Genomic DNA, 21414 nt, shown 5'->3' with positions numbered 1-21414 from the left:
TAATCAAAGAAAATAATAAAGAAGGTCGAGTTGAATCCAAACAACTTGGCCTTTTTGTTGGCTTGCCATTGAGAAGGTATAAAAAAACACGAAAGAATTTCTTCTCTCGTGTTTATAAACTTTATAGTGGTAAGTGTAAATAATTACTTTCCGTATTGCTGCTCAATGCTGGCCCGTATCAGACCCGTAATCCAAGCGGTGTCGGTTCCATTGACAAACACTATTTCTTTTACTCCAAGACCTCTTGTAACTTCATTGGCAAACGAATAAACTAAGTGAGCTGCCGAAATAATATCTTCATCACGGGGGAAAATATTATTGTTGATTTCTTGAATTCTGGCTTCGGCGTAGCTTCTTACAGCCTCATCTTTGATACGAGTTAAATCTGGATTTCTGAGTGCTGTAATATCAGTTACCGACTTAGTTTTGAAATTGTTTATCACAAAACGATTCATGCTAATTACTGTTTCTTTAGCACTATCAGGCGACATCAACATATTTGCAACATAACTTGCTCCACCAAACAAGTAAACTCTCTTACGGCGTTTCATTTCTGGGCGACGTTCGTCAAACTCACGTCTGATTTGTAGAGTAAGGTCTTTCGTTTCTGCATCAATAGCTGTTACATATTCCTGCAAATTCTTAGGGTCATATTTCTTTTCGATAGACGACGCATAAGTTTTAGTACCTGGGAATTCGATACCGAGCATTTTTGGCGAATCACCAGGCTTTGCACCTCTTACATAATAGCCACCTTTTGTGTTTCCACTACCAATGTCAATTACCGTTGAAGTGTACCAAAGCGACTGAGGAATTGCTCCACGAATGGTCATTTCTGCTTCACGGATATAATCAACCACTTCTATTTTCTGGTTAGGATTTCCGAGAGCAGCTTGTATTTCGTCTTTCAAAACCGTAGTATCGGCCTGAATTCTACCTACTAAACCGCTACTGATTGCAATAATCACACGGTCAGAAGGAATTCCAAAACTTACTAAAGAGTCAATCACAAAACTCTTGATAGCTTTAGCACCTTCTTTATAGGCACTCATATTTTTTACACCCATATTAATATTGGCGTTCTTAAATTTCTTAGTCACCTTAAACTCCAATTTTTTTGTTTTAGGGTTAAGTTTAGCTCCCAAAACGCTCAATTTTATACCAGTTGCACCTACGTCGATACCTGCATAATATTCTTCTTTGTTGTCGGCACTCGACATCAATTTCTGAACCGCTTTCACACTGGCCACGTAGTTGGCTTTTTGGTAAATATCCAATGCTTTCGTGAAGTATTTTTGTGCTTCAGCTTGTTCTTCGTGGTCACGGTAGAGTAAACCTAAATTTTCATAAGCAGCAGCTTCCCAATATTTTTGAGTTGGAAATTTGGTTGTAATTAAGTTGATAGCTTTTGTGAGATAATACTCCGAAAGGTTATATTCATCTACTTCACGGTAAGTATTTCCAACTTTAATGTAGCGTAGTGCCTCATCTAAGTCCTGTGAAAATGAATTGCTGGCAAAACAGCACATCATAGCAAGGGCAAGAAAAATTTTCTTCATGGTGTTTTTTAGAGTTAAGTTATATAAGTACATAGTTTCATATCGAATCAATATTGGACATACCAATAGCACGATATGAATTTTTAAATCCTACCTTTTAATCTTCTAAGGGTTACGAATGATTAACTTTATAAGACCAGCAAAGTCTAATTTATGAAGGGAATTAGTGAAAGCACACCTCAAGAAAAAATTGGTATTAATTCTTAAAGGCTGTTCGCAAAGCTAAGTAAAAAGGATTTGAAGTGCAAAGTCTTTTGTCATTAATGCGTATGATAATTTTAATATTTTTTTAGAAAAGCCCACATTACTGTATAATTAAAAGGTTTTTTAGAATTTTTCTGCGTCAATTATTCCGACTTTAATCAAAAATATTTTTGATATTCCGCTACAATTTCACGAACTTCCCACGTTAATACCCTCGAAACCTATTTCAATCTCCAAATCGCCCATGAATCCTCTTTTTTCTCGCACAAAAGCAAACGGCTTTTTGCGTATTGTTTTTTTCTCATATCTCATCACTCAAATTTCATATCTCTTTACTGGCTGTTCAAAACTCAACGAAGTAAGTGTAGCCGCTCGAAACTTTGAAGATGAAATTCAATTGGCTCAAAACTTAGTTTTTACTTTCAACAAAGACTTGGTTTCTGATTCCGACTTGGAAACTTGGCAAGCCGTTGAATACGTAAGAATCGAACCGAAAGTTGAGGGGGTTTTTAAGTGGTCGGCCAAAAACGAATTGGTGTTTTCTCCATCGAATGGTTTCAAAGGGGCAACCAATTATAGAGCTGTACTTACTAAAAACCTTTTGAGCAAATCGACCACTAAAAATTATGGTTTAGATAATGAATCTTTCGAGTTTCACACGCCCCACTTAAAGCCCGAAAAACTCGAAACTTACTGGATGAAAGGTGCTGACAATAAGCCTGTTGCAAAAGTAAAAGTTGATTTTAATTACCCAATACAAGAAACCGATGTTGCGAATTTACTAAAAGTGCAACTCGAAGATGCTGATGCTAAATTTACCTTAAACAGCACACCCAACGACCCAAAATTGGTACTGGCCCTTGATAATGCTCCTTCACTAAAAGATGAAAGTTCGCTCAAAACAATCATCGAAAAAGGTGTAAAAATTGCAGGAAGTGCAGGTTCTACGCAAGAAAAAGTTGAACTCGAAGGAGTTTTACCTTCGCCTTACGTAGTAAAAGTGGTTGATATAGAAACCGGTTTCGAGAAAAACCAAGGTTTTGTGAAGGTCATCACTACTCAACAAATTTCGGGCGATAACCTGAAAGATGCTTTCAAAATCGAGCCAGCTGTTGAAACCCAAACCGAATTGACCGAAAACGGTTTTATCATCAAAGGCTTTTTTAGTGCTTCGGAGGCTTATACTCTGACCATAAAAGACAATCTTCGTGGTACACTCGGAGCAAAACTTGATGGAGAAGTAACCAAAGATTTGTTTTTTGGAGAAATGCCCGCAAGTATCGAATTTACGAGCAAAAAAGGTTTGTATTTATCATCAAAAGGTAGTCGAAATGTGGGCATTCGTATAACGAATATCCCTAAAGTAAAACTCAAAATCGTGAAGATTTATGAGAATAATTTGCTCTCATACGTGCGAAATAACCGCTACGAAAACTACGATTATGATGGCGAAGAAAGCCGAGTAAATGGCTTTAACTATGGTACTGACGACCAAGGAATTTATAGCGATGTAATTGTTGACCGCACCATCGAAACTGGCAATTTATCGAAAGTCCACGGAGTTTCGGTCCTGAATATGCCAATGCCCGAGCAGGATAAATTGCGTGGGGTTTATTTGGTCAATCTTAATTCAAATGATGAATACTATCAGAATGCCACCAAACTTGTTTCGGTATCTGATTTAGGCATTATCGCCAAGAAATCGGCTGACGGCGACCAACTAATGGTGTTTGTCAATTCAATCATCGATGCCGAGCCAATGGGCGATGTCGAGATAAAATTGATTTCGACTAATAATCAAATCATGGAAACGCAAAAGACTGATAGTAAAGGTGTTATTGTATTTGAAAAACTCAAAGAAAAGGCTCCGAACTTCAAGTTAGCCATGATTACGGCTCGCACCGAAGACGATTTTAATTATATGTTGCTCGAAGATACGCAGGTTGAAACTTCACGTTTCGAGGTAGAAGGTAAGCGAGCTAATGCCACAGGATTAGATGCTTTTGTTTATGGCGACCGTGATATTTATCGACCTGGGGAAGAAATTCATTTTAATACTGTTGTGCGTGATACCAAATGGGCTTCTGCCAGCGAAATTCCTTTGAAAATCAGACTCATTTTACCCAACGGTCGTGAGTTTAAATCTTTCTTGAAAAACACCAATGCACAAGGTGCCGTAGAAACTTCGATTCCGCTTGACCGTGCGGCCGTTACGGGTACCTACACTATAGAGATTCTGAACGGAAACGATGTTTTGCTTACCTCAAAAGCGGTGAGCGTTGAAGAATTTATGCCCGATAGAATCAAAGTTGATGTGACGGCAAAAGATAGCTACAAAACTGGCGAAACTGTGCAGATGTTGGCCACTGCCACCAATTTATTCGGCCCGCCAGCATCCAACCGAAACTATGAAATGGATTTTAGCCTCAAACGCAAAGCATTTAATGCCAAAGGTTTTGAGCAGTATTCGTTTGATATTCAGAATGATACAAAGTTCGAGCATGATGTTCGTCAAGGCTCAACCGATGAAAATGGTTTGGCCAAACAAGCTTTTCAAATCGCCGAAACTTACCAAGATATGGGCGTTTTGGAAGGCAAAGTTTTCGTAACGGTTTTTGATGAGACTGGCCGCCCGCTCAATCGAGTAAAAAGTTTTGATGTGTTCACACAAAATACTTTTTATGGCATTGCTTTGCCAGATTATTATGTGGGTACGCACGTGCCGATGACTATTCCGCTTGCTGCGGTTTCGACCGATGGAAAACCTAAATCGGCAAAAGCTGAGGTTTCGGTCTATCGTATTGAATATCAGACCGTTGTCGAGAAAACCGATGGCGTGATTCGCTATAACTCTAAGCGACAAGAAAAACTGGTGCAGACCAAAGAAGTAAGTTTTGCCGCAGGAAAATCTTCGATAAAATTCATTCCACAAGTTTCGGGCGAGTACGAAATTCGTATTGCCCAAGCGGGTGCAAAAAGCTATGCTTCACAAGGTTTTTATGCGTATGGCTACGGAAATACATCGAGTAGTTCATTTGAAGTGAGCAACGAAGGACAAGTCTTGATGGAATTCGACAAAGAGAAATACGAAGTGGGCGATAAAGCAAAGGTCCTGATGAAAACACCATTTGCAGGAAAAATGCTCGTAACCGTTGAAAAAGGGACAGTTTTAGAGCATTTTTACGTAGAAACAGATAAAAAATCGGCAGAAATTGACATCAAAATTACGGAAGAAATGTTGCCAAACGTCTATGTAACGGCAACGCTCATTCGCCCAATGAAAGGAACAGACATGCCACTCACGGTGGCTCATGGTTTTGCACCGATGAAAGTTGAAAAAACAGCCAATCAATTACCAGTTGAAATTGTTGCGGTGAAAGAATCTCGCTCGAAACGCAAGCAAAAAGTCACGATAAAAACAAAAGCTAATACCGAACTCACGATTTCGGTGGTTGATGAAGGTATTTTGCAAATCAAAAACTTCAAAACGCCTGATATTTACAATTATTTTTACCAAAAACAGGCTTTGGAAGTAAGCAGCCACGATTTATATCAATTCCTTTTCCCTGAGTTATCGTTGGCAAGCAGTAGCACGGGTGGTGATGGGTATAATCTCGAAAAACGAGTAAATCCATTAAGCAATGGACGCACGAAGTTGGTGGCAGTTTGGTCAGGAATCTTGAAAACAGGCATGGGTGGTGAAGCCGAATTTGAATTTGAGATTCCACAGTTTTCGGGCGATTTACGTATCATGGCGGTTGCGTACAAAGATGAGGCTTTTGGTTCGGCCAATGCCAACATGAAAGTAAAAGACCCAATCGTTATCAGCACGGGAGCTCCGAGATTCTTGAGTCCGAATGATGAGGTTATAATTCCAGTTACGGTTACAAATACCACTAAAAATGCTACAACTGCTCAAGTTTCGGTCAATCTTACTGGTGGGCTGGCTCTGCAAGGCACTAATAATCAGTCGATTACAGTTCCTGCGGGCAAAGAAGTACGAACAAACTTCAGCGTAAAAGCACCTGCTGCTATCGGAACTGGAAGTATTGCCGTGGTTGTAAATGGCTTTAAAGAGAAGTTTTCTGAAAAAGTTGATTTGACAATCCGACCGTCAACATCGTTGCTTAAAACTTCAATGTCGGGCGTAGTTTTGGCAGGAAAAACCGAATCAGTAAATCTCGGAAACGATTATATGGCAGGCACGGCACAAGCAAGTTTGTTGGTGAGTCGCTTGCCGATGGTGCAGTTTGCCAAGCAATTAGATTATCTGTTGGGTTATCCGCACGGTTGTATTGAGCAGACGGTTTCTAAGGCTTTCCCGCAATTATATTTTGCCGATTTCACGAAAACAATTGCTAAAAATTCTCGCTCGCTCAGAGTTTCGGGCGAAAATGACTGGAATCCACAATTTAATGTGCAAGCTGCTATTCGTAAAGTAGAAAGTATGCAACTGGCCAATGGAGCAGTGAGTTACTGGCAAGGTGGCGATAGCGAAAGTTGGTGGGGAACGGCCTTTGCGGCCCATTTCTTATTGGAAGCTAAAAAGGCTGATTATGAAGTGAATGAAGGAGTATGGAGCAAAATGTTGGATTATCTGACTACCAAAACGTCGATGCAAGATTTGACCGAAACCGACTATATTTATAACGAAACTGGCACTTGGACAACTCGCACGATTGCCCGCCACGAAATGATTTACTCGCTTTATACACTTGCAATGGCAGGAAAAGCCAATCAGCCAGTGATGAATTATTACAAGGCAAATCAAACTTTACTGACAACCGATGAGCGATATATGCTCGGTGCAAGTTTTGCCCAAATCGGTGATGAAGGTAGCTTCAAACAGCTTTTACCGAAAGATTATGTGATAGAAAACACCCAAAAACAGACAGGCGGAAGTTTTGCATCGCCAATCAGAAATTTGGCTATTTCGTTGAATAGTTTGGTAGAATCTGAGCCCGAAAATCTACAAGTACCGAAATTGGCACGCATACTTTCGCAAGCCATCAAATCAACGCCTTATCTTTCTACGCAAGAATCAGTGTTTAGCTTCTTGGCCTTGGGTAAAATTGCCAAACGTACGGGCGAATCGAGTGTAACAGCTTCATTATCAGTTGATAATAAAATATTGGTAAATTTCGCAGGAACAGATTTAAACATCGAAAAAGGCATTGCAGGAAAATTGGTCAATATCTCGACCAAAGGGAAAGGTGGCTTGTATTATTTCTCGCAACAAGAAGGGTTAAGTGCCACAGGAAGCTACACCGAAGAAGACAATTTCTTGAAAGTTCGCCGTCAATTCTTGAACCGAAATGGCGAGCCGATTTCTGGAAGCTTAAAACAAAATCAGTTAGTTGTTGTAAAAGTAAGCGTAAGCAGCACACTTGGCACGCCAGTTGAGAATGTAGTTGTAACCGATATGCTACCAGCGGCATTTGAAATTGAAAATCCACGTCTGAACGAAGACCGTAACATGACTTGGATTAAAAATGCCTCAACACCGCAACATTTCGATATTCGTGATGATAGAATCAATTTCTACACCACAGCCGATGCCACCGAAAAGACATTCTATTATTTAGTAAGAGTTGTTTCTCGTGGTAAATTTATTCTCGGCCCAGTTTCAGCCGATGCCATGTATAATGGCGATTACCGCAGTTATAGCGGTGGTGGGAATGTGATAGTGGAGTAAAAAACGGAAAAGCCCCAAAAATCTAAACTTTTGGGGCTTCTTTATGAAAAAATAATCTTATTTTCTTGCTCTAAACTCAACTCTCGTAGAGCCGTGGCATGGACGAGAAGTTGGGAAAATACCTGGCTGTGCTTGAACATGTGCTGGGAATGCTGTGATTCTACCCGTAAAAGTTGTCGCTGTTTTTGAAATAGTTTCTACGTTTTCGTTATACCAAGATAATTCTTGTGCTGGTAGTAAAGTGCCTGTCCATGAGGCAGTAAAAGTCTCACCTACACTATAATACTCTTTATCAAGAATTACATCTCGGTCATTTTCTGGGCAGTCAATTGGAGCATTATCATGCTCACAAGTACTGGTATAACTCTGATATTCAAAATCCTCATAACCTTCTTTAGAAACTTTCACCACAAAATAAGCATTGCCATTATTAGGTAGGTTATTTTTCGTAATGAGGGTATTACCATTGAAGCTAAATTCAATTTTAGGGTCGAGATTCTGAACTGAAATTTTGTATTGACCTAAATCAGTACTTGGCGTAAATGGCATAAATTCAAATTTCATTCCTCCCTCACGACATTCGTTATTTACCTTTATTTGGATAGGGTTGGGGTTAATTCCGTTAACGGCATTACAGCCTGCTAAATTGAAATCAATAGTTGTTCCAAATTCGCTATCAAAACCATCGGTCAGGTCAACATTTTTACTCGCTCCATAATGTATTGAAGAGTTTTTACTTACTTTATCTGATGTCGTAATACTTTGCGAGGCAACCACTTCTGAATTAACTGCTACTAAATCAACCGAAGTTACAATATCAGCATCACATTTATAATTGATTTTTGTTAGCCAAATATCTTTACTATTCTGAGAACTGTAATGATTTCCCGAAACATCTCCATCAAATGATTGAGTTGTACCGATACTGATAAAAGTTCCTTCATTGGTTTCAACGATTCCGTTACCTTCATCGTCTGATGAGCCACCGAGTGTTTTTGACCAAATAAAATCAAAGTTATTGCTTACTTTCATGAGTAGTACATCGTATTGCCCATTGTTATTTGAAGGAATCCTATTTCGGTCACGAATGTCTCCATTATTTGACCTTGTTGAACCCGCAATCGCAAAATTTCCATCACGAGTGGCAATTAACTCATTGATAATGTCACGGCCAGCTCCCCCAAACATTTTTTTGTTTTGTACATCACCATTTGAATTGAGTTTCATTAACCAGATGTTTTCTTCAAAATTATTAGGAAAAATGTCTGACGAAGTAAATTGAAAATCATTATCCGCAGAGTTAGAAGTCAAGCCAATAATAATGTCTCCGTTAGGTTGTGCCAATACTTTACGTGCTTCGTCTCTTTGATTTCCACCAAAAGTTTTTTTCCAAACAACATTAATAGATTCATCAATTCTTACTGCTAAAATATCTTTTCCTCCCTTATTTGGACCAAAATTGCTGTCGTTTGAAGTCGAAGAACCAACAAGAATAAAGCTACCATCTGAGGTCTTTTTCATATCAAAACCCACTTCGTCTCCACTACCACCAATACATTTTTTTGATAGTAAAGAACCGTTTTGGTCTAATTTAGCAAGCCATAAGTCTTGATTAAAGCCAGACGTATTTTTATCGGAATTAGCTATATCTCCATTTGAAGAACCCGTGTAAGTGAGTAACATCAGATTCCCATCGTTGGTAGGTAATATTTTTACTGGAACATCTTCGCCATCACCACCAAAGGTTTTAAACCAAGTCATTTTGCCATCACCATCAAGTTTAGCTACTAAAATATCGGCATTACCTTTATTTTGTATTGGAGAAATCGTGAGTGAATTTGAGTTATTAAAGCGAAGATTTGAATAACTATTGATGCGAGCTACTAAAATATAGCTACCATCAGGATTTTGAATAACATCTTGAGCCCTACAACCAATGTAGGCATTATTATCTGATACAGTTGTTTCCCATATCATATTGCCCAAATAACCCATTTTTGCTATCCAGACAATTTCAAATCCATTTAAACTTTTCTTACCTATGGTAATGTAATTTCCATCTTGAGTGGGAATTATCTTTGTGCCTTCATCTCCATAGTAATCGTTCCAACCATAGCATTTCTGCCATTCAAGGTTAGTCGGAAAACCTTGTCCAACTACGTGCAGACTACCTATCAAGAGAAAGATAGATAGGATAAATTTTGGGCTTCCTTTTTTCCTAAACATAATAAATCAAATTATGATATGATTGTAAAACAACCATTTATAAATAGCGAATTGTCTGTGCAAAAAAATGATGCACAAATTCAGTGCCAAAACTGATATACTTGAAGATACCTTACTTATTCTTTGAGAATTGAGGGCAGATGAATCAACCAAAAAATATTGATTGATTGTAGCGAAAAGCAAAGAGCTTAAAACTGTTTAAACAATTTTAAGCTCTTTGTTACTAAAACTATATGTGATGACTCAATGTGAAGCTAAAAGTCATTATTGAGAAATAAGTTCTTTAATATCTCTAATGATTTTGTCAGCGAGATTCGAGGCCGTTGTTTCAAATTCTGATTCAGCGTAGATTCTGATGATAGGTTCAGTATTTGATTTACGTAAATGCACCCATTCTTTTTCAAAGTTAATCTTCACGCCGTCTTCTGTATTGATAGGATAGCGTTCGTATTTCACTTTTATTTCATCTAATATGCCATCAACATCTAAATCAGCCGTAAGTTCGACTTTCTTTTTAGCAATATGATAGTTTGGGTAAGTATTACGCAAGAAACCGATAGGCTTGTTTACTTTCGCTAAGTGACTCAAAAAGAGGGCAATACCAACTAAAGCATCACGGCCATAGTGGAACTCAGGATAGATAATTCCTCCGTTGCCTTCACCGCCAATGATTGCACCAACTTCTTTCATCTTGGTTACAACGTTTACCTCTCCAACCGCTGCCGAGTGATAAGTACCTCCTGCTTTTAGGGTGACATCTTTTAAGGCTAAAGTAGAAGAAAGGTTAGAAACAGTTGTTAAGCTTTCTTTATTAGGAGCATTTTGCAAGATATAGTCTGCAACTGCTACGAGTGTATATTCTTCACCAAATGGTTCGCCATCTTCATTAATAAATGCCAATCTATCTACATCAGGGTCAACCACGATTCCTAAATCATAACTTCCTTTACGAAGTTCACCCGAAATTTCTCTCAGATTTTCTGGTAATGGCTCTGGATTGTGGGCAAAAATACCCGTTGGTTCGCAGTTAATCTTCTTGATTTCGCTTACGCCCAGAGCTTCTAATAGCATCGGCACAGCAATACCACCCGAAGAGTTTACGGCATCAACACAAATCTTGAAATTTGCTTTTGCAATGGCATCTTTATCAACCAAAGGCAAATCCAAAATCATTTCGATGTGTTTCTGTAAATAAGAATCATTAGTTTCGACTTTACCCAAACTTTTTACATCGGCATATTCGGCACTATCATTTTCGGCAATTGCCAATAATGCTTCTCCGTCAGCACCCGAAATAAACTCGCCTTTATCGTTGAGTAATTTAAGGGCATTCCATTGAATTGGATTATGGCTGGCTGTAAGGATGATACCGCCCAAAGCATTTTCAAGAGGAACCGCAATTTCGACAGTAGGAGTAGTAGATAGGCCTAAATCAATTACATTAAAACCCATTCCTACGAGTGTGGCAGATACCAAATCGGAAACCATTTTGCCTGATAGACGGGCATCTCTTCCAATTACAACACGAAGTGGTTTTTCTGAATTTTTGTTTTTAAGCCAAGAACCGTAAGCAGCAGTAAATTTTACAACATCTAAAGGGGTCAAGGAATCGCCACTTTTTCCGCCAATAGTTCCTCGAATACCCGAAATTGATTTGATAAGCGTCACTGTAAATAGAGTTTTTGGTTACTTTTAACCCAACAAAGATACGAAAAACATATTAATGTTTAAGATTAAATTGTATTATAATCTTAAATCGAGCTAGGGTACTATATAATTTAATTATGATTATACGAAAATTACACCAAAAATGTTTATTATGTGTAGTAATTTTGCGGCAGAGCGAGTTTATATAAAATTAAGGAATCATGGGCTTATTTAGGAGGTATTTTCAAATAGTGGTAGTATTGGCAACAATAGTGCTAACTATTTTTTTGTGGGAGAAATTCAAAAACTTTAGTCCATTTGCTATCAAAGATATTCAAACAACCCACAATATGGTATTGAAAGAAATGACAGTACTCGGGAAACTCGAATTATCTAATTTTGCTTTCAGAGATGTAGTAGAACAAGAACTGGTGCGTGATTATTTGCCGAATCCGAAAGCCATTTTGATTGTGCAAGGTGAGGCCATTGGCTGCTTAGATTTGACCAAAATAAAAGCCGATGATATTACTACTAAAGATGATACGCTCATTGTGCATCTGCCTGACCCCGAACTTTGTAGCTATCGAATCGACCACAGTAAATCGAAGATTTATGATACTGAATATGCTTTCATGAATGAACAATCGTTGATGAACGAAGCATATACTCGTGCAGAAGCAAAAATCAAACAATCGGCACTTGATATGGGGATTCTGGAACAAACCAAGAAAAACGCTGAATTGGTATTGAAGCCTTTACTCGAAAATATATCAGGCAAAAAAGTAGTACTTCAATACCGTATGAAAGCAACTTTGGAGCGGTTGAAGTAGTGGTTATTTGTTATTAGTGAATTGGTTACTGGTTATTTGTTATTGGTGAATTTTTTTACCAGTAACGAGTTTACAAATAACCAGTTCACCAGTAACTAATTTCCTAATAACCAATTCCCCAGTAACCAAGTATCTACACCTTCCCTCCAAAAGCTAAATCTCCTGCATCGCCTAAGCCTGGTACGATGTATGATTTTGAGTTCATTTCGGTATCAATATCTCCAACCCACAGGCGGCATTGTGGTAGGCGTGCCTGAATAAATCTGACTCCACGTTGGCTCGCAATGGCCGAAACGATATGTGTTTTGGCAGGAATTCCATAACGAAGCATAGCATGATAGGCCTTTTCGATTGATTTTCCAGTAGCCAACATAGGGTCGCTTATTATCAATACTTTACCGTGTATATCTGGACTTGTAATATAATCCATTTCTATCTCAAAAGCCTCTTTTTCGTCATGTTTGCCTCTGTATGCCCCAATGAAAGCATTTTCTGCTTTATCGAAGTAATTAAGCAGCCCTTGATGCAATGGTAAACCCGCCCGAAGAATCGTTACCAAAACCACATCTTGCGAAATATGGTAGGTGTTTTTGATGCCGAGCTGAGTATTTACTTCTTGTTTCTGAAAACTAAGTGTTTTTGAGATTTCGTAGGCAAAAATTTCCCCCAAACGCTCTAAGTTTCGACGGAATCGCATCGAATCTTTTTGTGTTTGTTCGTCTCTCAATTCAGAAAGGAAGTGGTTGGCTAAGGAGTTGTTTTCGGTTAAGACAAACATGATTAATGTAAAATGTATAATTGATAATGAACAACGGCAAATTGCGAAAAATTATCGTAAACTATATTTGTGAAAATCAAAACAAAAACTGTCGTTGGCTTGTATTCCAGCGGAGACCCAACGAAAAAATCGTATTTTTCTTATCATCGGCATCGCCCGATAAGTTGGTGTTTCGGCTCTGAACTTTCAAATCTGCAAATAAATTATGAGCCAACATATATGATACACTCATTTGATAAAATTTCGTATTGGCTCTTCGGCCTTGCCCAATTTCGTTACCGTAGTCAGAAGGACGAGCAAAGTTATAATTTCTTAGAATATCACCGCCCCAATTTATTATGTTTGAGTCTTTTCCTTGTTGGGCAATCATAGCCGTAAAATTCATAGATAAACGACCCATAGGCTGATAACGCCCCACTAATAAAAGTTCTTTAAAGTTTGCTCCCAGTGGATGTGCCAGTGGGAGATTATAATTGACATAATTGCTGTATGTCGAATTATGGCTGTACATGTACGGTCGCACTAAATTATACTCTGCCTGAAAATCAAGGTTTTTTATACCAAATACATCTACGTATCGTGTGCCGATTTGGGCGGAGTATTTTTTTGCCCACCAGCCATCTTTCTTGAAATACTTGATATTAAATTCATCAAGCACAAATTGCCCATAAAGTGAGAAGTGGCGTTTGAAATTATACTTGAAATTTGCTCCAGCAATCGAATTATCAACACTGCCGAGGTGTCCTTCTACAAAACGTAGAAATATTACGGGGTTGAGGTAATTGACATCAAAACCTACTTGACGTTTCCCAAAAACGATACTTTCAAAGAATCCAATATTCAGATTGCGGCTAAGATTAATGCTTAGATGATGCAATGAAAAATATTTAGGCGGGAGCTGTTCAGTGCCATCAACTGCCACTGGAATTTGTTTGTTTATCATCTGGGCAAACAAATTCATGTATTGAAAACGCCCGATGTTTGTTAGCACTTTCAGATGAAGATAGGGAGCCGAAAAATCAGATAAAATCATTGAACGAATACCCGAACCAATGAAGTTTTTGTCATGACCAAACTGTATTTGGACGCTTTTCAGAGCTTGAAACGTAATGTACCCTCTTGCTGAAAAGAAATCGGCTAAATACTTGCTCGAATCGGCATTCGGAATTTTGGTAAAACCCTCATAAGGATTCGCATTGTACTGACGCCCATATTCTCTTACATATTCGGGATAAAGCATCTGGTTTTCTGTCAACATCGAATAAAAACCAAGTTTTTTATTCAATGTACCACGAATTTCAATGCCACGAGTATTGATATAAGGCGTTTCTTTAGCCTGATTGTCATTGGCAAACGAAAACTGGAATATCGGACTTATATGAAAATCTAAATCTTTGTTTTGAATACTATACAAATCAGATTTTTTTCTGAACAGATGTTTCCATATCGCTTTTTTAGAATCACTTTGTGGAAGTTTGGTATCATCGAGCCACTCCCAACTATCGTTTTGTAGATATTCTAAATTGAAACGGTCAGTTTTAGAAAGTTTAACCTTTTCATCAGTTTCTAACTCAGTAGATAATTTCACTAAATCTTTTCTTCTGACTGGTTTTATGTTGGAATGAAGATTTAACAAACTACCACTTTTTATCTCATAACGTTCGATTAGGTTTGAATACTCTTCGTTTAGGGGGGCAAAGTTACTTTGCGATAGGCCACTAAGAGAATTGATGATAGACAGAACAAATAAAATACTAAATTTCCTAAATAGGAGTGTAGTATGCTTGTAGCCAGTCGAAATTTTAAAATATTTTAGCAAACACAATCCCATTAAAATATGTTATTTTTGGTAGAAGCAGTTTTTTACTGTTTTCTGATAAGTGTTAAGTTGTGCGAAAATACAGATAATTCCTCATTATATGTAAATCATCTGTTAGATTTGTAAATAAATTAGTGATTGGCTTCGGCTATCAGCTTTTAGCTTCAATAAATATGAAATCATTTGTCATTCCAGAAATTTATAAGAGCAATATCATCGGTAAAATCAAGGAAGCTCGCCGAAGTAAAGATAAACTCAAAAAAGATTTTACACCAACTATACTTGATTTTGGCTCGGTTAAGTTTCTGATTGCCAGACATTTTGGCTTTTGTTATGGGGTAGAAAATGCCGTTGAGATTGCCTACAAAACCATTGCTGAAAACCCCGATAAGCGAATCTTTTTCTTGAGCGAAATGATTCACAATCCTGATGTAAATGCCGATTTGCTATCGCAAGGAGTGCAGTTTTTGATGGATACGAAGGGAAATCAATTAATCGACTGGCAAGAGTTGAAGCCCGAAGATGCCGTTGTTGTGCCAGCTTTCGGAACAACCATTGAGATTCAACAGCAACTTTCGTCGCTCGGAATAGACCCCTATAAATACGATACGACTTGCCCATTTGTTGAGAAAGTTTGGAATCGTGCTGGACAAATCGGTGAGCGTGGATACAGCATTGTGGTACACGGGAAACCTAACCACGAAGAAACCCGTGCGACTTTTTCGCACAGTAAGCAAAATGCTCCAACCGTAGTTGTAAACGACATCAAAGAAGCGGAGCGTTTGGCCAAATATATTACTCGTGAACTTCCAAAAGGGCAATTCTACGCAGATTTTGCAGGACAATATTCGGAAGGTTTTGACCCCGAACGAGATTTAGAACGAATCGGAGTGGTGAACCAAACCACAATGTTGGCATCAGATACGCAAGGTATTGCCGACTACCTAAAAAAGGTAATAACTGAGCATCATAACGCCCAACCTGCCGAAGTAGAACGTTATTTTGCCAATACTCGTGACACACTTTGCTACGCAACCAACGATAATCAAGAAGCAACCTACGCTTTGTTAGAAAATGAAGCCGATTTGGCGGTAGTTGTGGGTGGATATAACAGCTCGAATACATCGCATTTGGTTGAACTTTGCGAAGAAAAACTTCCTACGTTTTTTATTAAATCGCATGAGAGTATTTTAGATAAAAATCTAATAAAACGCTACGATTTGCATAAAAAGCAAGAAATTATAGGCGATTTTCTATCGGAAAAGGAAAAAACTACCATTATGCTTACTTGTGGAGCGTCTTGCCCCGATGCAGTTATGGAGGCAGTTCTCTTGAAAATTTTATCATTTTTTAATACTACTCAAGAAATAGACGAGCTACTTTTGGCGTTATAGACTAAATAGCCAAAACAGGTTGAGAGTCGAAATGAGATTGCTAACAAATATCCTGTAAAATCTTTGGATAATACAATAATTTGTTTTTAAATTTACATAACATTTCCTCTATAACCCATCAGTTCATTATAAAAAGTAGATGTTCTATGAAGATGATTGAGTATGTAAAACTGATTTTAGAAAAAGTCAGTTTCGAGAGAGAACTGTTTGAAAAAGAATTAAAAAAAGGCCTTAAACTATTATCCTTCAAGGAAATTCGAGAACTAAGGAAATGGTGCTACGAGCGTTTCGGAAGTATCTACCGAGGAATTCTTAATCGAACATTTCGTAAAACCCAAGTAACAGTAAGTGTTTAAATAGTGAAGCCCTTCGACCTAAATCGAAGGGCTTCTGTTTTTGATGTTGGTTGGAAACAAAATAAAGCAGAGTGAAAATCTCCCTGCTAATTCTTTGATTACTAACCTAAACAAAACTATATGATGAATCTTTAAGATGATAGACAAATAATTCTAAAAACCTTTATTTCTTATATTACGTCTATCTTTAAATCTTATAAATCGTACTAAAAATTAGGCGGCAATTGAGAAATTCTCGATAGAATTATCGAAAACCTCATCAAAATCATCGCCCTCGAAGGCATCACCGTACAAATCTTCGTCGGTGTCTTCATACAAACGCTCTTCGCTGAGTCCGTTTGTGGTTCTCACTGTGTATTTCCAGTGAGTTTGGTTTAATCTGAATTTACTCTTAATCATTTACTTTGTTTTAAAATTTACTGACACAAAGGTCGTACTATACTATGAACTAAAAATTGTGCCAATGTTAAGAAATCGTAAATAAAGGTTCTATTTTATGAATTTATAAACTTTACCTTTTCTTAATATTCCGATAAACTCTTCCTAACATCTGCACGCTTATTTTGTAATAAAAACAAAGTTGATGCAAACAACGTTTCCGTCTCGCCAAAATCATTTTCAAAACCTGCTTACTTTAGCAATTTTTATGTTGATAATCTGCTATTATGCCTTTAGTGGTATGCCTAAAGGCGAAAAGTTTTTGGTTGAGAACTCGCCCGAACAAAATAAAAATGTGGTGGTAGAATCTAATATTAGCAAACTGCGTGCTGCTGTGCTGATGGATGCCGATATGGTTGAAATAAACGGAAGTTTATATGCCACCGAAAACGCTTTGGAGGATTTGGTTGGCTCAAAAAAAACAAAAATAGCCATTCGGAAAATTCATGAAAAACTACTTTTGGGCGATAAACAAAGTGCCGTTAAGCTTATTAATCAATTGTCTGCCTTACAACTTTTGAAGTAACCAAAAGTTGCCCCAGATGCCTCGTTGTGTGTTCGGCTGCATGAAAAAGTAACCCAATCACAGTCGAAGGAATTTTTGCTCTCCCAACGCCTCTGACTTCGGTTAAAGTAGCTTCATCGGTACTTTTCAGTTGATTAATGGCCATTTCCACTTGTTGGTCGAAGGCCTCTATGAGTTGCTGAACTTTTAACTCAGAATCTTCTATTCCTTCGGCTTTTAGGGCTTGCATCTGAGTTTCGGACAATGATTCTCCACGAGCATACGTAAAGATGCGGTCGAGTACACCCGTTAGATGCTGCAAATGAAAAGCTACCGAAGCCACACCTGCTGGGCGTTGCCAAAGTAAAGAATCGGGAAAATCGTTTAGATATTCGTGCAATTCTTCTTGAGCTTGCAAAAGTGCGTGAGCAATGGGTTGTAGGAGAGGAGGTACATCGGGCAGTGGCCCACGCAACCATACTTCAAGTGGTTTCGACATGTCTTTGATTATCAAGGCTTTATTTCAAACTCGAAGCTTATACCTACTATTTGATTGGTATCGGGGTATTTTTTATTTACTTCGGGTTGCCAAATATAATACAAAGTTGCGTATTTGTTTTTACTGTACTCATATCTTAGACCAAGCGAATTTTGCCAAAAAGACGTAAATAGACTTTCGCCTTGTTTGATTTTTAGAAAAGGCTCGGCATAAGCGTAGGTGTCCCAGTGTTTATTGATTTTGTATTTAAGCCCCGTGCGTAAACGAAGATAACTATCGCTATCGTTGAGGGTGCTTTCATCATTGACAAAGTATTGTTTTTGGTACTGTACCATTGGGCGAGTAAAAAACGTAAAGTCGTTTACCTTAAACTGAGCATTTGTACCAATCAAGAAACGGTGATAATTATTGCCTTCTACCAATGCAAGGCGATAGTTGGCTAAAATTTTAAAGTATTTGTTTAGTTTTTTTTCGCCTTCTAAAAATAAATACGACCCACGATAATTACTCGCATTTTCGTTGAAACGAATGCGATACCGACTTGACACTTCCCAGCCTTTTCTCAGATTTAGTTTTACAGAAGCATCATACCAAGTCTGGAAATCAGTAGTTGATTTTTGAGCCGATGCAATCAGCGAGATTCCGAAGAAAAGAAAAAGAGTAAGTGAGTATCGCATTTATATAGGTTTTATCGTGCTTTAATGCCAAAAATAAAGTTAATGCCTATGATATTTTTGGTGTCAGGATATTTTTTGTTAACATCTGGCTGCCAAATGTAGTATAAATTAACACTTTTGTTTTTCATGTATTCGTAACTGATACCCGCACGGTTTCGCCAAAAATCTGTCTCGAAAACTCCGTCTTTTTTGTGCATGAAAGGCTCAGTTGAAAGGCTAAAATCTAATTTTTTAGTGACAGCATATTTCACTCCGAGTCGAGTTCTGAGATAGTTTTCGGCTGTTCCTTCATCATCGCCGATAAACGTTTTTTTCTGAGATTGGTAGGTTTCACGCAACGAAAACGTGAATTTCTTGAGTTTATATTTTCCTTCTACATTTCCTGCAAATCGGTGAAAATTTTCGCCATCAACCACGCCAAAGCGGTAGGCTACTCCAGCCGAAAGAAATTTATTTATTTTCTTATCGCCTTCTAAATAAAAATAAGAACCACGATAATTGCTTGAGTTTTCGTTGAATTTTACTCGATATTCGGTGCCGAGACTCCAACCTTTTTTGAAATCTACATCAAGCGAAACCGAGCCACGAGTTTGTAAATCAACTTCTGACTTTTGGGCAAAAGTGACTAACGAAATAAATAATAGGGTAATTATTCTAAGGTAGTTGTTCATAAAGGAAAAGTTTAGTAATGAAACATCAGCCATGAAGAATCAAGACAAATGTTTAGGAGGAAATTATTCATAAAAGTAAATAGTCATTCGGGTGGCGTCTTTCAAGAAATCAATTTCTTGGATTTCTACTCGATGAATATTAAAGCCCGTACGTTTTTTTAAATCTGCCAGTAATTCGGGGCGTTTTTCGGGAGTAATAAGATTGATATTATCGTAAACGATGTTTTTGGTAAACTCTTTTTTGATGAGCCAATTGCTTTCGAGCAAAAAAGTAGCAAATAAAATAATGCTATTTAAGAGTGCCAGTTCGTCCCAGCCGCCTTTGCTGATGGCCGAAAGTAGGCCGATGGCAATGACCAAAAACAGATAGGTCATATCTTTGGTAGAGATACTCTCGGTGCGGTAGCGAAGCATCGAAAAAACGGCAAACAAACCAAAGGCAGCTCCCATGCTCATCTCTACTTTATTGAGCAAATAAGTTATCAAGAAAATAACCAAGTTGAACGCAAAAAACGTGAGATATTGGTCGGCTTTCTTGTAGTTTTTGTAGAAAATCAGGCGGATTAGTACAAAAACCGAGACTAAGTCAATGAATAAACGAATAAAGAATTTGCTTGAAAGCTTATCAAATAACTCAAAAGAAGCTGCTTGGACGGATTGTAGGGTGTCAGGCGATAGCGTTTGCTGTAAAAGATTCATATTGGTGTAAGGTTTTTGAAATTCTTTTTAGGTGTTTTTTGAAATTGTTTTGTTTGACGCCCTCAAAGAGGCTGATGATTCCGAAGCAATATTTACTTATTGACCCCGATTTAAGTTGGTATTTTTTCAGAATATCAAGTATCGGCGATGCTCCCACTTTTTCTTGCTTGATTTCGGCAATCGCTATTTGAGCATATTGAACTTCTTTTGAGTCGTTCTTGAATGTAAGCTCCAAATCAATCGTGAGGCGTTCGGGGCTTTGCTTGCTTACGAGAGTAAGTCTGCTATAATTTACCCACATCACACCCTGCAAATTTTCGGGTTCGAGTGGACTGATTTTGCTTAAAAAAGCTGAACTTTCATCGTGCAAATAAGGCTCATTGATGCCATTGGTTTTGATACGTTTTTTGATGGTTCGACCGTGGTTATTCTTAAATTTTACTTCAAAAAACTGCAAATTTGAGCCAACATAATTGCGTGAACGCACTTTATACCGATTTTGCTTACCTACTTGATGCTGGTGATAGAGCCTTAAATCTTCGGTGTCGTAATAAAGCGTTTGATAAGGGCAAATTCGTTGATTCTCAATTTCTAAGAGTTTATAGTACTGTTTGGCATCGGCCAAAATATTAGGTAATAAATTTACTGGAATCAGGTATTTTACATCCATTCTGTCCATTAGTTTCACACCTTCCATTTCGGCTAAAGTAATTGGCTCAAAGAGCTTTACTTCTTCTTGTATTTTTTCAAAAAAAATATTTGGTGTCATAATGGGCGGGCTTTAAAACTCATAAATATACTTCTTGGTCTGAATCAATTTACCCTTTGCATCGTAGGTTTTCTTTTCGGTTTTAAGTCCTTTGGCATTGATTACATAAACCGAACGGCTGATAAGAACATTTTTTGCATCGTACTTAATTTCCTCCGATTTTTCGCCATCGGCATTGTATTTATAGACAAAACGATTGATTTGCTTGCCTGTGGCATCGAAAGTGGCTTCTTCGATTTTATCGCCATCTTTATTGAATTTTGTGGCAGTTTTGTCTTTTAATGCTCCGTTTTTATCGTAATTGACCTCCAAAATAACTTCACCTTCTTTATCAAATTTCTTTGTTACATCGTTGTGGCTAACTTCTTTTCCGTTTTCATATTCTACGACAACCTCGGTAATTCCTTTGACTCCATTTTTACGAATATCTTTTTTCGATTGTGCCAAAAGACAGAAAGGCATTAAAAGCAAAATTAAAATTCTCATGTTTTTAGTTTATCGTTTTCACTTACTGTTTCTAAGCAAACTTGAATAGCTTAGCAATATCGTTACAAAATTTAATACTTGAAATAAAACTACCCTAATGCTGATTTTATTACTTACTCTTGTAAATTTTGGCACACGGATGACACTGATGTTCTATCACTG

The 21414-nt window shown here is 37.8% G+C and carries 17 protein-coding genes; 5 read left to right on the top strand and 12 right to left on the bottom strand.

Translation table 11 applies throughout. From position 1 onward, the window contains the following. Positions 1-143: 143 nt before the first annotated feature. Positions 144-1559: a tetratricopeptide repeat protein gene (locus IEX65_RS02190; protein ID WP_188764201.1), complete on the bottom strand. Its 1416-nt coding sequence runs from the start codon at positions 1557-1559 to the stop codon at positions 144-146. Positions 1560-2007: 448 nt separating this feature from the next. Here IEX65_RS02190 and IEX65_RS02185 point away from each other — a divergent pair, with 448 nt between their 5' ends. Further along, positions 2008-7458: an alpha-2-macroglobulin family protein gene (locus IEX65_RS02185; RefSeq protein WP_188764199.1), complete on the top strand. Its 5451-nt coding sequence runs from the start codon at positions 2008-2010 to the stop codon at positions 7456-7458. A gap of 57 nt (positions 7459-7515) precedes the next feature. Here IEX65_RS02185 and IEX65_RS02180 read toward each other — a convergent pair whose 3' ends face one another. After that, complete coding sequence (locus tag IEX65_RS02180; RefSeq protein ID WP_188764197.1) at positions 7516-9684, bottom strand: 3-coathanger stack domain-containing protein; 2169 nt, start codon at positions 9682-9684, stop codon at positions 7516-7518. A gap of 264 nt (positions 9685-9948) precedes the next feature. After that, complete coding sequence (glmM, locus tag IEX65_RS02175; RefSeq protein WP_188764195.1) at positions 9949-11352, bottom strand: phosphoglucosamine mutase; 1404 nt, start codon at positions 11350-11352, stop codon at positions 9949-9951. A gap of 200 nt (positions 11353-11552) precedes the next feature. Between glmM and IEX65_RS02170 the strand changes: the two genes are divergently transcribed. Beyond that, a complete protein-coding gene (locus IEX65_RS02170; RefSeq protein ID WP_188764193.1) occupies positions 11553-12161 on the top strand; it encodes a DUF4230 domain-containing protein in 609 nt (202 codons plus the stop codon). 133 nt (positions 12162-12294) lie between these two features. Here IEX65_RS02170 and upp read toward each other — a convergent pair whose 3' ends face one another. Together upp and IEX65_RS02160 are read right to left on the bottom strand one after the other, a co-directional pair. Beyond that, complete coding sequence (gene upp / locus IEX65_RS02165) at positions 12295-12939, bottom strand: uracil phosphoribosyltransferase (RefSeq protein ID WP_188764192.1); 645 nt, start codon at positions 12937-12939, stop codon at positions 12295-12297. A gap of 76 nt (positions 12940-13015) precedes the next feature. Continuing rightward, positions 13016-14770: a capsule assembly Wzi family protein gene (locus IEX65_RS02160; protein ID WP_188764190.1), complete on the bottom strand. Its 1755-nt coding sequence runs from the start codon at positions 14768-14770 to the stop codon at positions 13016-13018. Positions 14771-14931: 161 nt separating this feature from the next. On the opposite strand from IEX65_RS02160, the gene IEX65_RS02155 reads away from it, so the two are divergent. Next, complete coding sequence (locus tag IEX65_RS02155; protein WP_188764188.1) at positions 14932-16152, top strand: 4-hydroxy-3-methylbut-2-enyl diphosphate reductase; 1221 nt, start codon at positions 14932-14934, stop codon at positions 16150-16152. A 146-nt stretch (positions 16153-16298) separates the two neighbouring features. After that, entirely contained in the window at positions 16299-16508 is a 210-nt protein-coding gene (locus tag IEX65_RS02150) for a hypothetical protein (protein WP_082892989.1), read from the top strand. A 213-nt stretch (positions 16509-16721) separates the two neighbouring features. Here the strand turns inward: IEX65_RS02150 and IEX65_RS02145 are convergent, their stop codons facing one another. Then, a complete protein-coding gene (locus tag IEX65_RS02145; protein ID WP_188764186.1) occupies positions 16722-16907 on the bottom strand; it encodes a hypothetical protein in 186 nt (61 codons plus the stop codon). Between the two features lie 184 nt (positions 16908-17091). Between IEX65_RS02145 and IEX65_RS02140 the strand changes: the two genes are divergently transcribed. Then, on the top strand, positions 17092-17472 hold the full coding sequence (locus IEX65_RS02140) for a hypothetical protein (RefSeq protein WP_188764184.1): 381 nt from the start codon (positions 17092-17094) through the stop codon (positions 17470-17472). Here IEX65_RS02140 and IEX65_RS02135 read toward each other — a convergent pair. The 6 genes from IEX65_RS02135 to IEX65_RS02110 form a co-directional block, all read right to left on the bottom strand. Next, a complete protein-coding gene (locus IEX65_RS02135; RefSeq protein ID WP_188764181.1) occupies positions 17438-17950 on the bottom strand; it encodes a DinB family protein in 513 nt (170 codons plus the stop codon). The two genes, IEX65_RS02140 and IEX65_RS02135, sit on opposite strands and share 35 nt — an antisense overlap. An 11-nt stretch (positions 17951-17961) precedes the next feature. After that, entirely contained in the window at positions 17962-18627 is a 666-nt protein-coding gene (locus IEX65_RS02130) for a DUF2490 domain-containing protein (RefSeq protein WP_188764179.1), read from the bottom strand. Between the two features lie 11 nt (positions 18628-18638). Continuing rightward, the gene (locus tag IEX65_RS02125) at positions 18639-19298 is read right to left on the bottom strand and encodes a DUF2490 domain-containing protein (protein ID WP_188764177.1); all 660 of its coding nucleotides are present in this window, start codon (positions 19296-19298) and stop codon (positions 18639-18641) included. A gap of 63 nt (positions 19299-19361) precedes the next feature. Further along, positions 19362-19997: a DUF4956 domain-containing protein gene (locus IEX65_RS02120; protein ID WP_188764175.1), complete on the bottom strand. Its 636-nt coding sequence runs from the start codon at positions 19995-19997 to the stop codon at positions 19362-19364. Further along, positions 19966-20766: a polyphosphate polymerase domain-containing protein gene (locus IEX65_RS02115; protein WP_188764173.1), complete on the bottom strand. Its 801-nt coding sequence runs from the start codon at positions 20764-20766 to the stop codon at positions 19966-19968. Before IEX65_RS02115 ends, IEX65_RS02120 begins: the two co-directional genes overlap by 32 nt. 12 nt (positions 20767-20778) lie before the next feature. Next, complete coding sequence (locus IEX65_RS02110; protein WP_188764171.1) at positions 20779-21252, bottom strand: hypothetical protein; 474 nt, start codon at positions 21250-21252, stop codon at positions 20779-20781. Positions 21253-21414 lie beyond the last annotated feature (162 nt).

The organism is Emticicia aquatilis (assembly GCF_014644295.1).
GTDB lineage: Bacteria > Bacteroidota > Bacteroidia > Cytophagales > Spirosomataceae > Emticicia > Emticicia aquatilis.
This window is presented reverse-complemented; position numbering and strand designations above follow the sequence as displayed.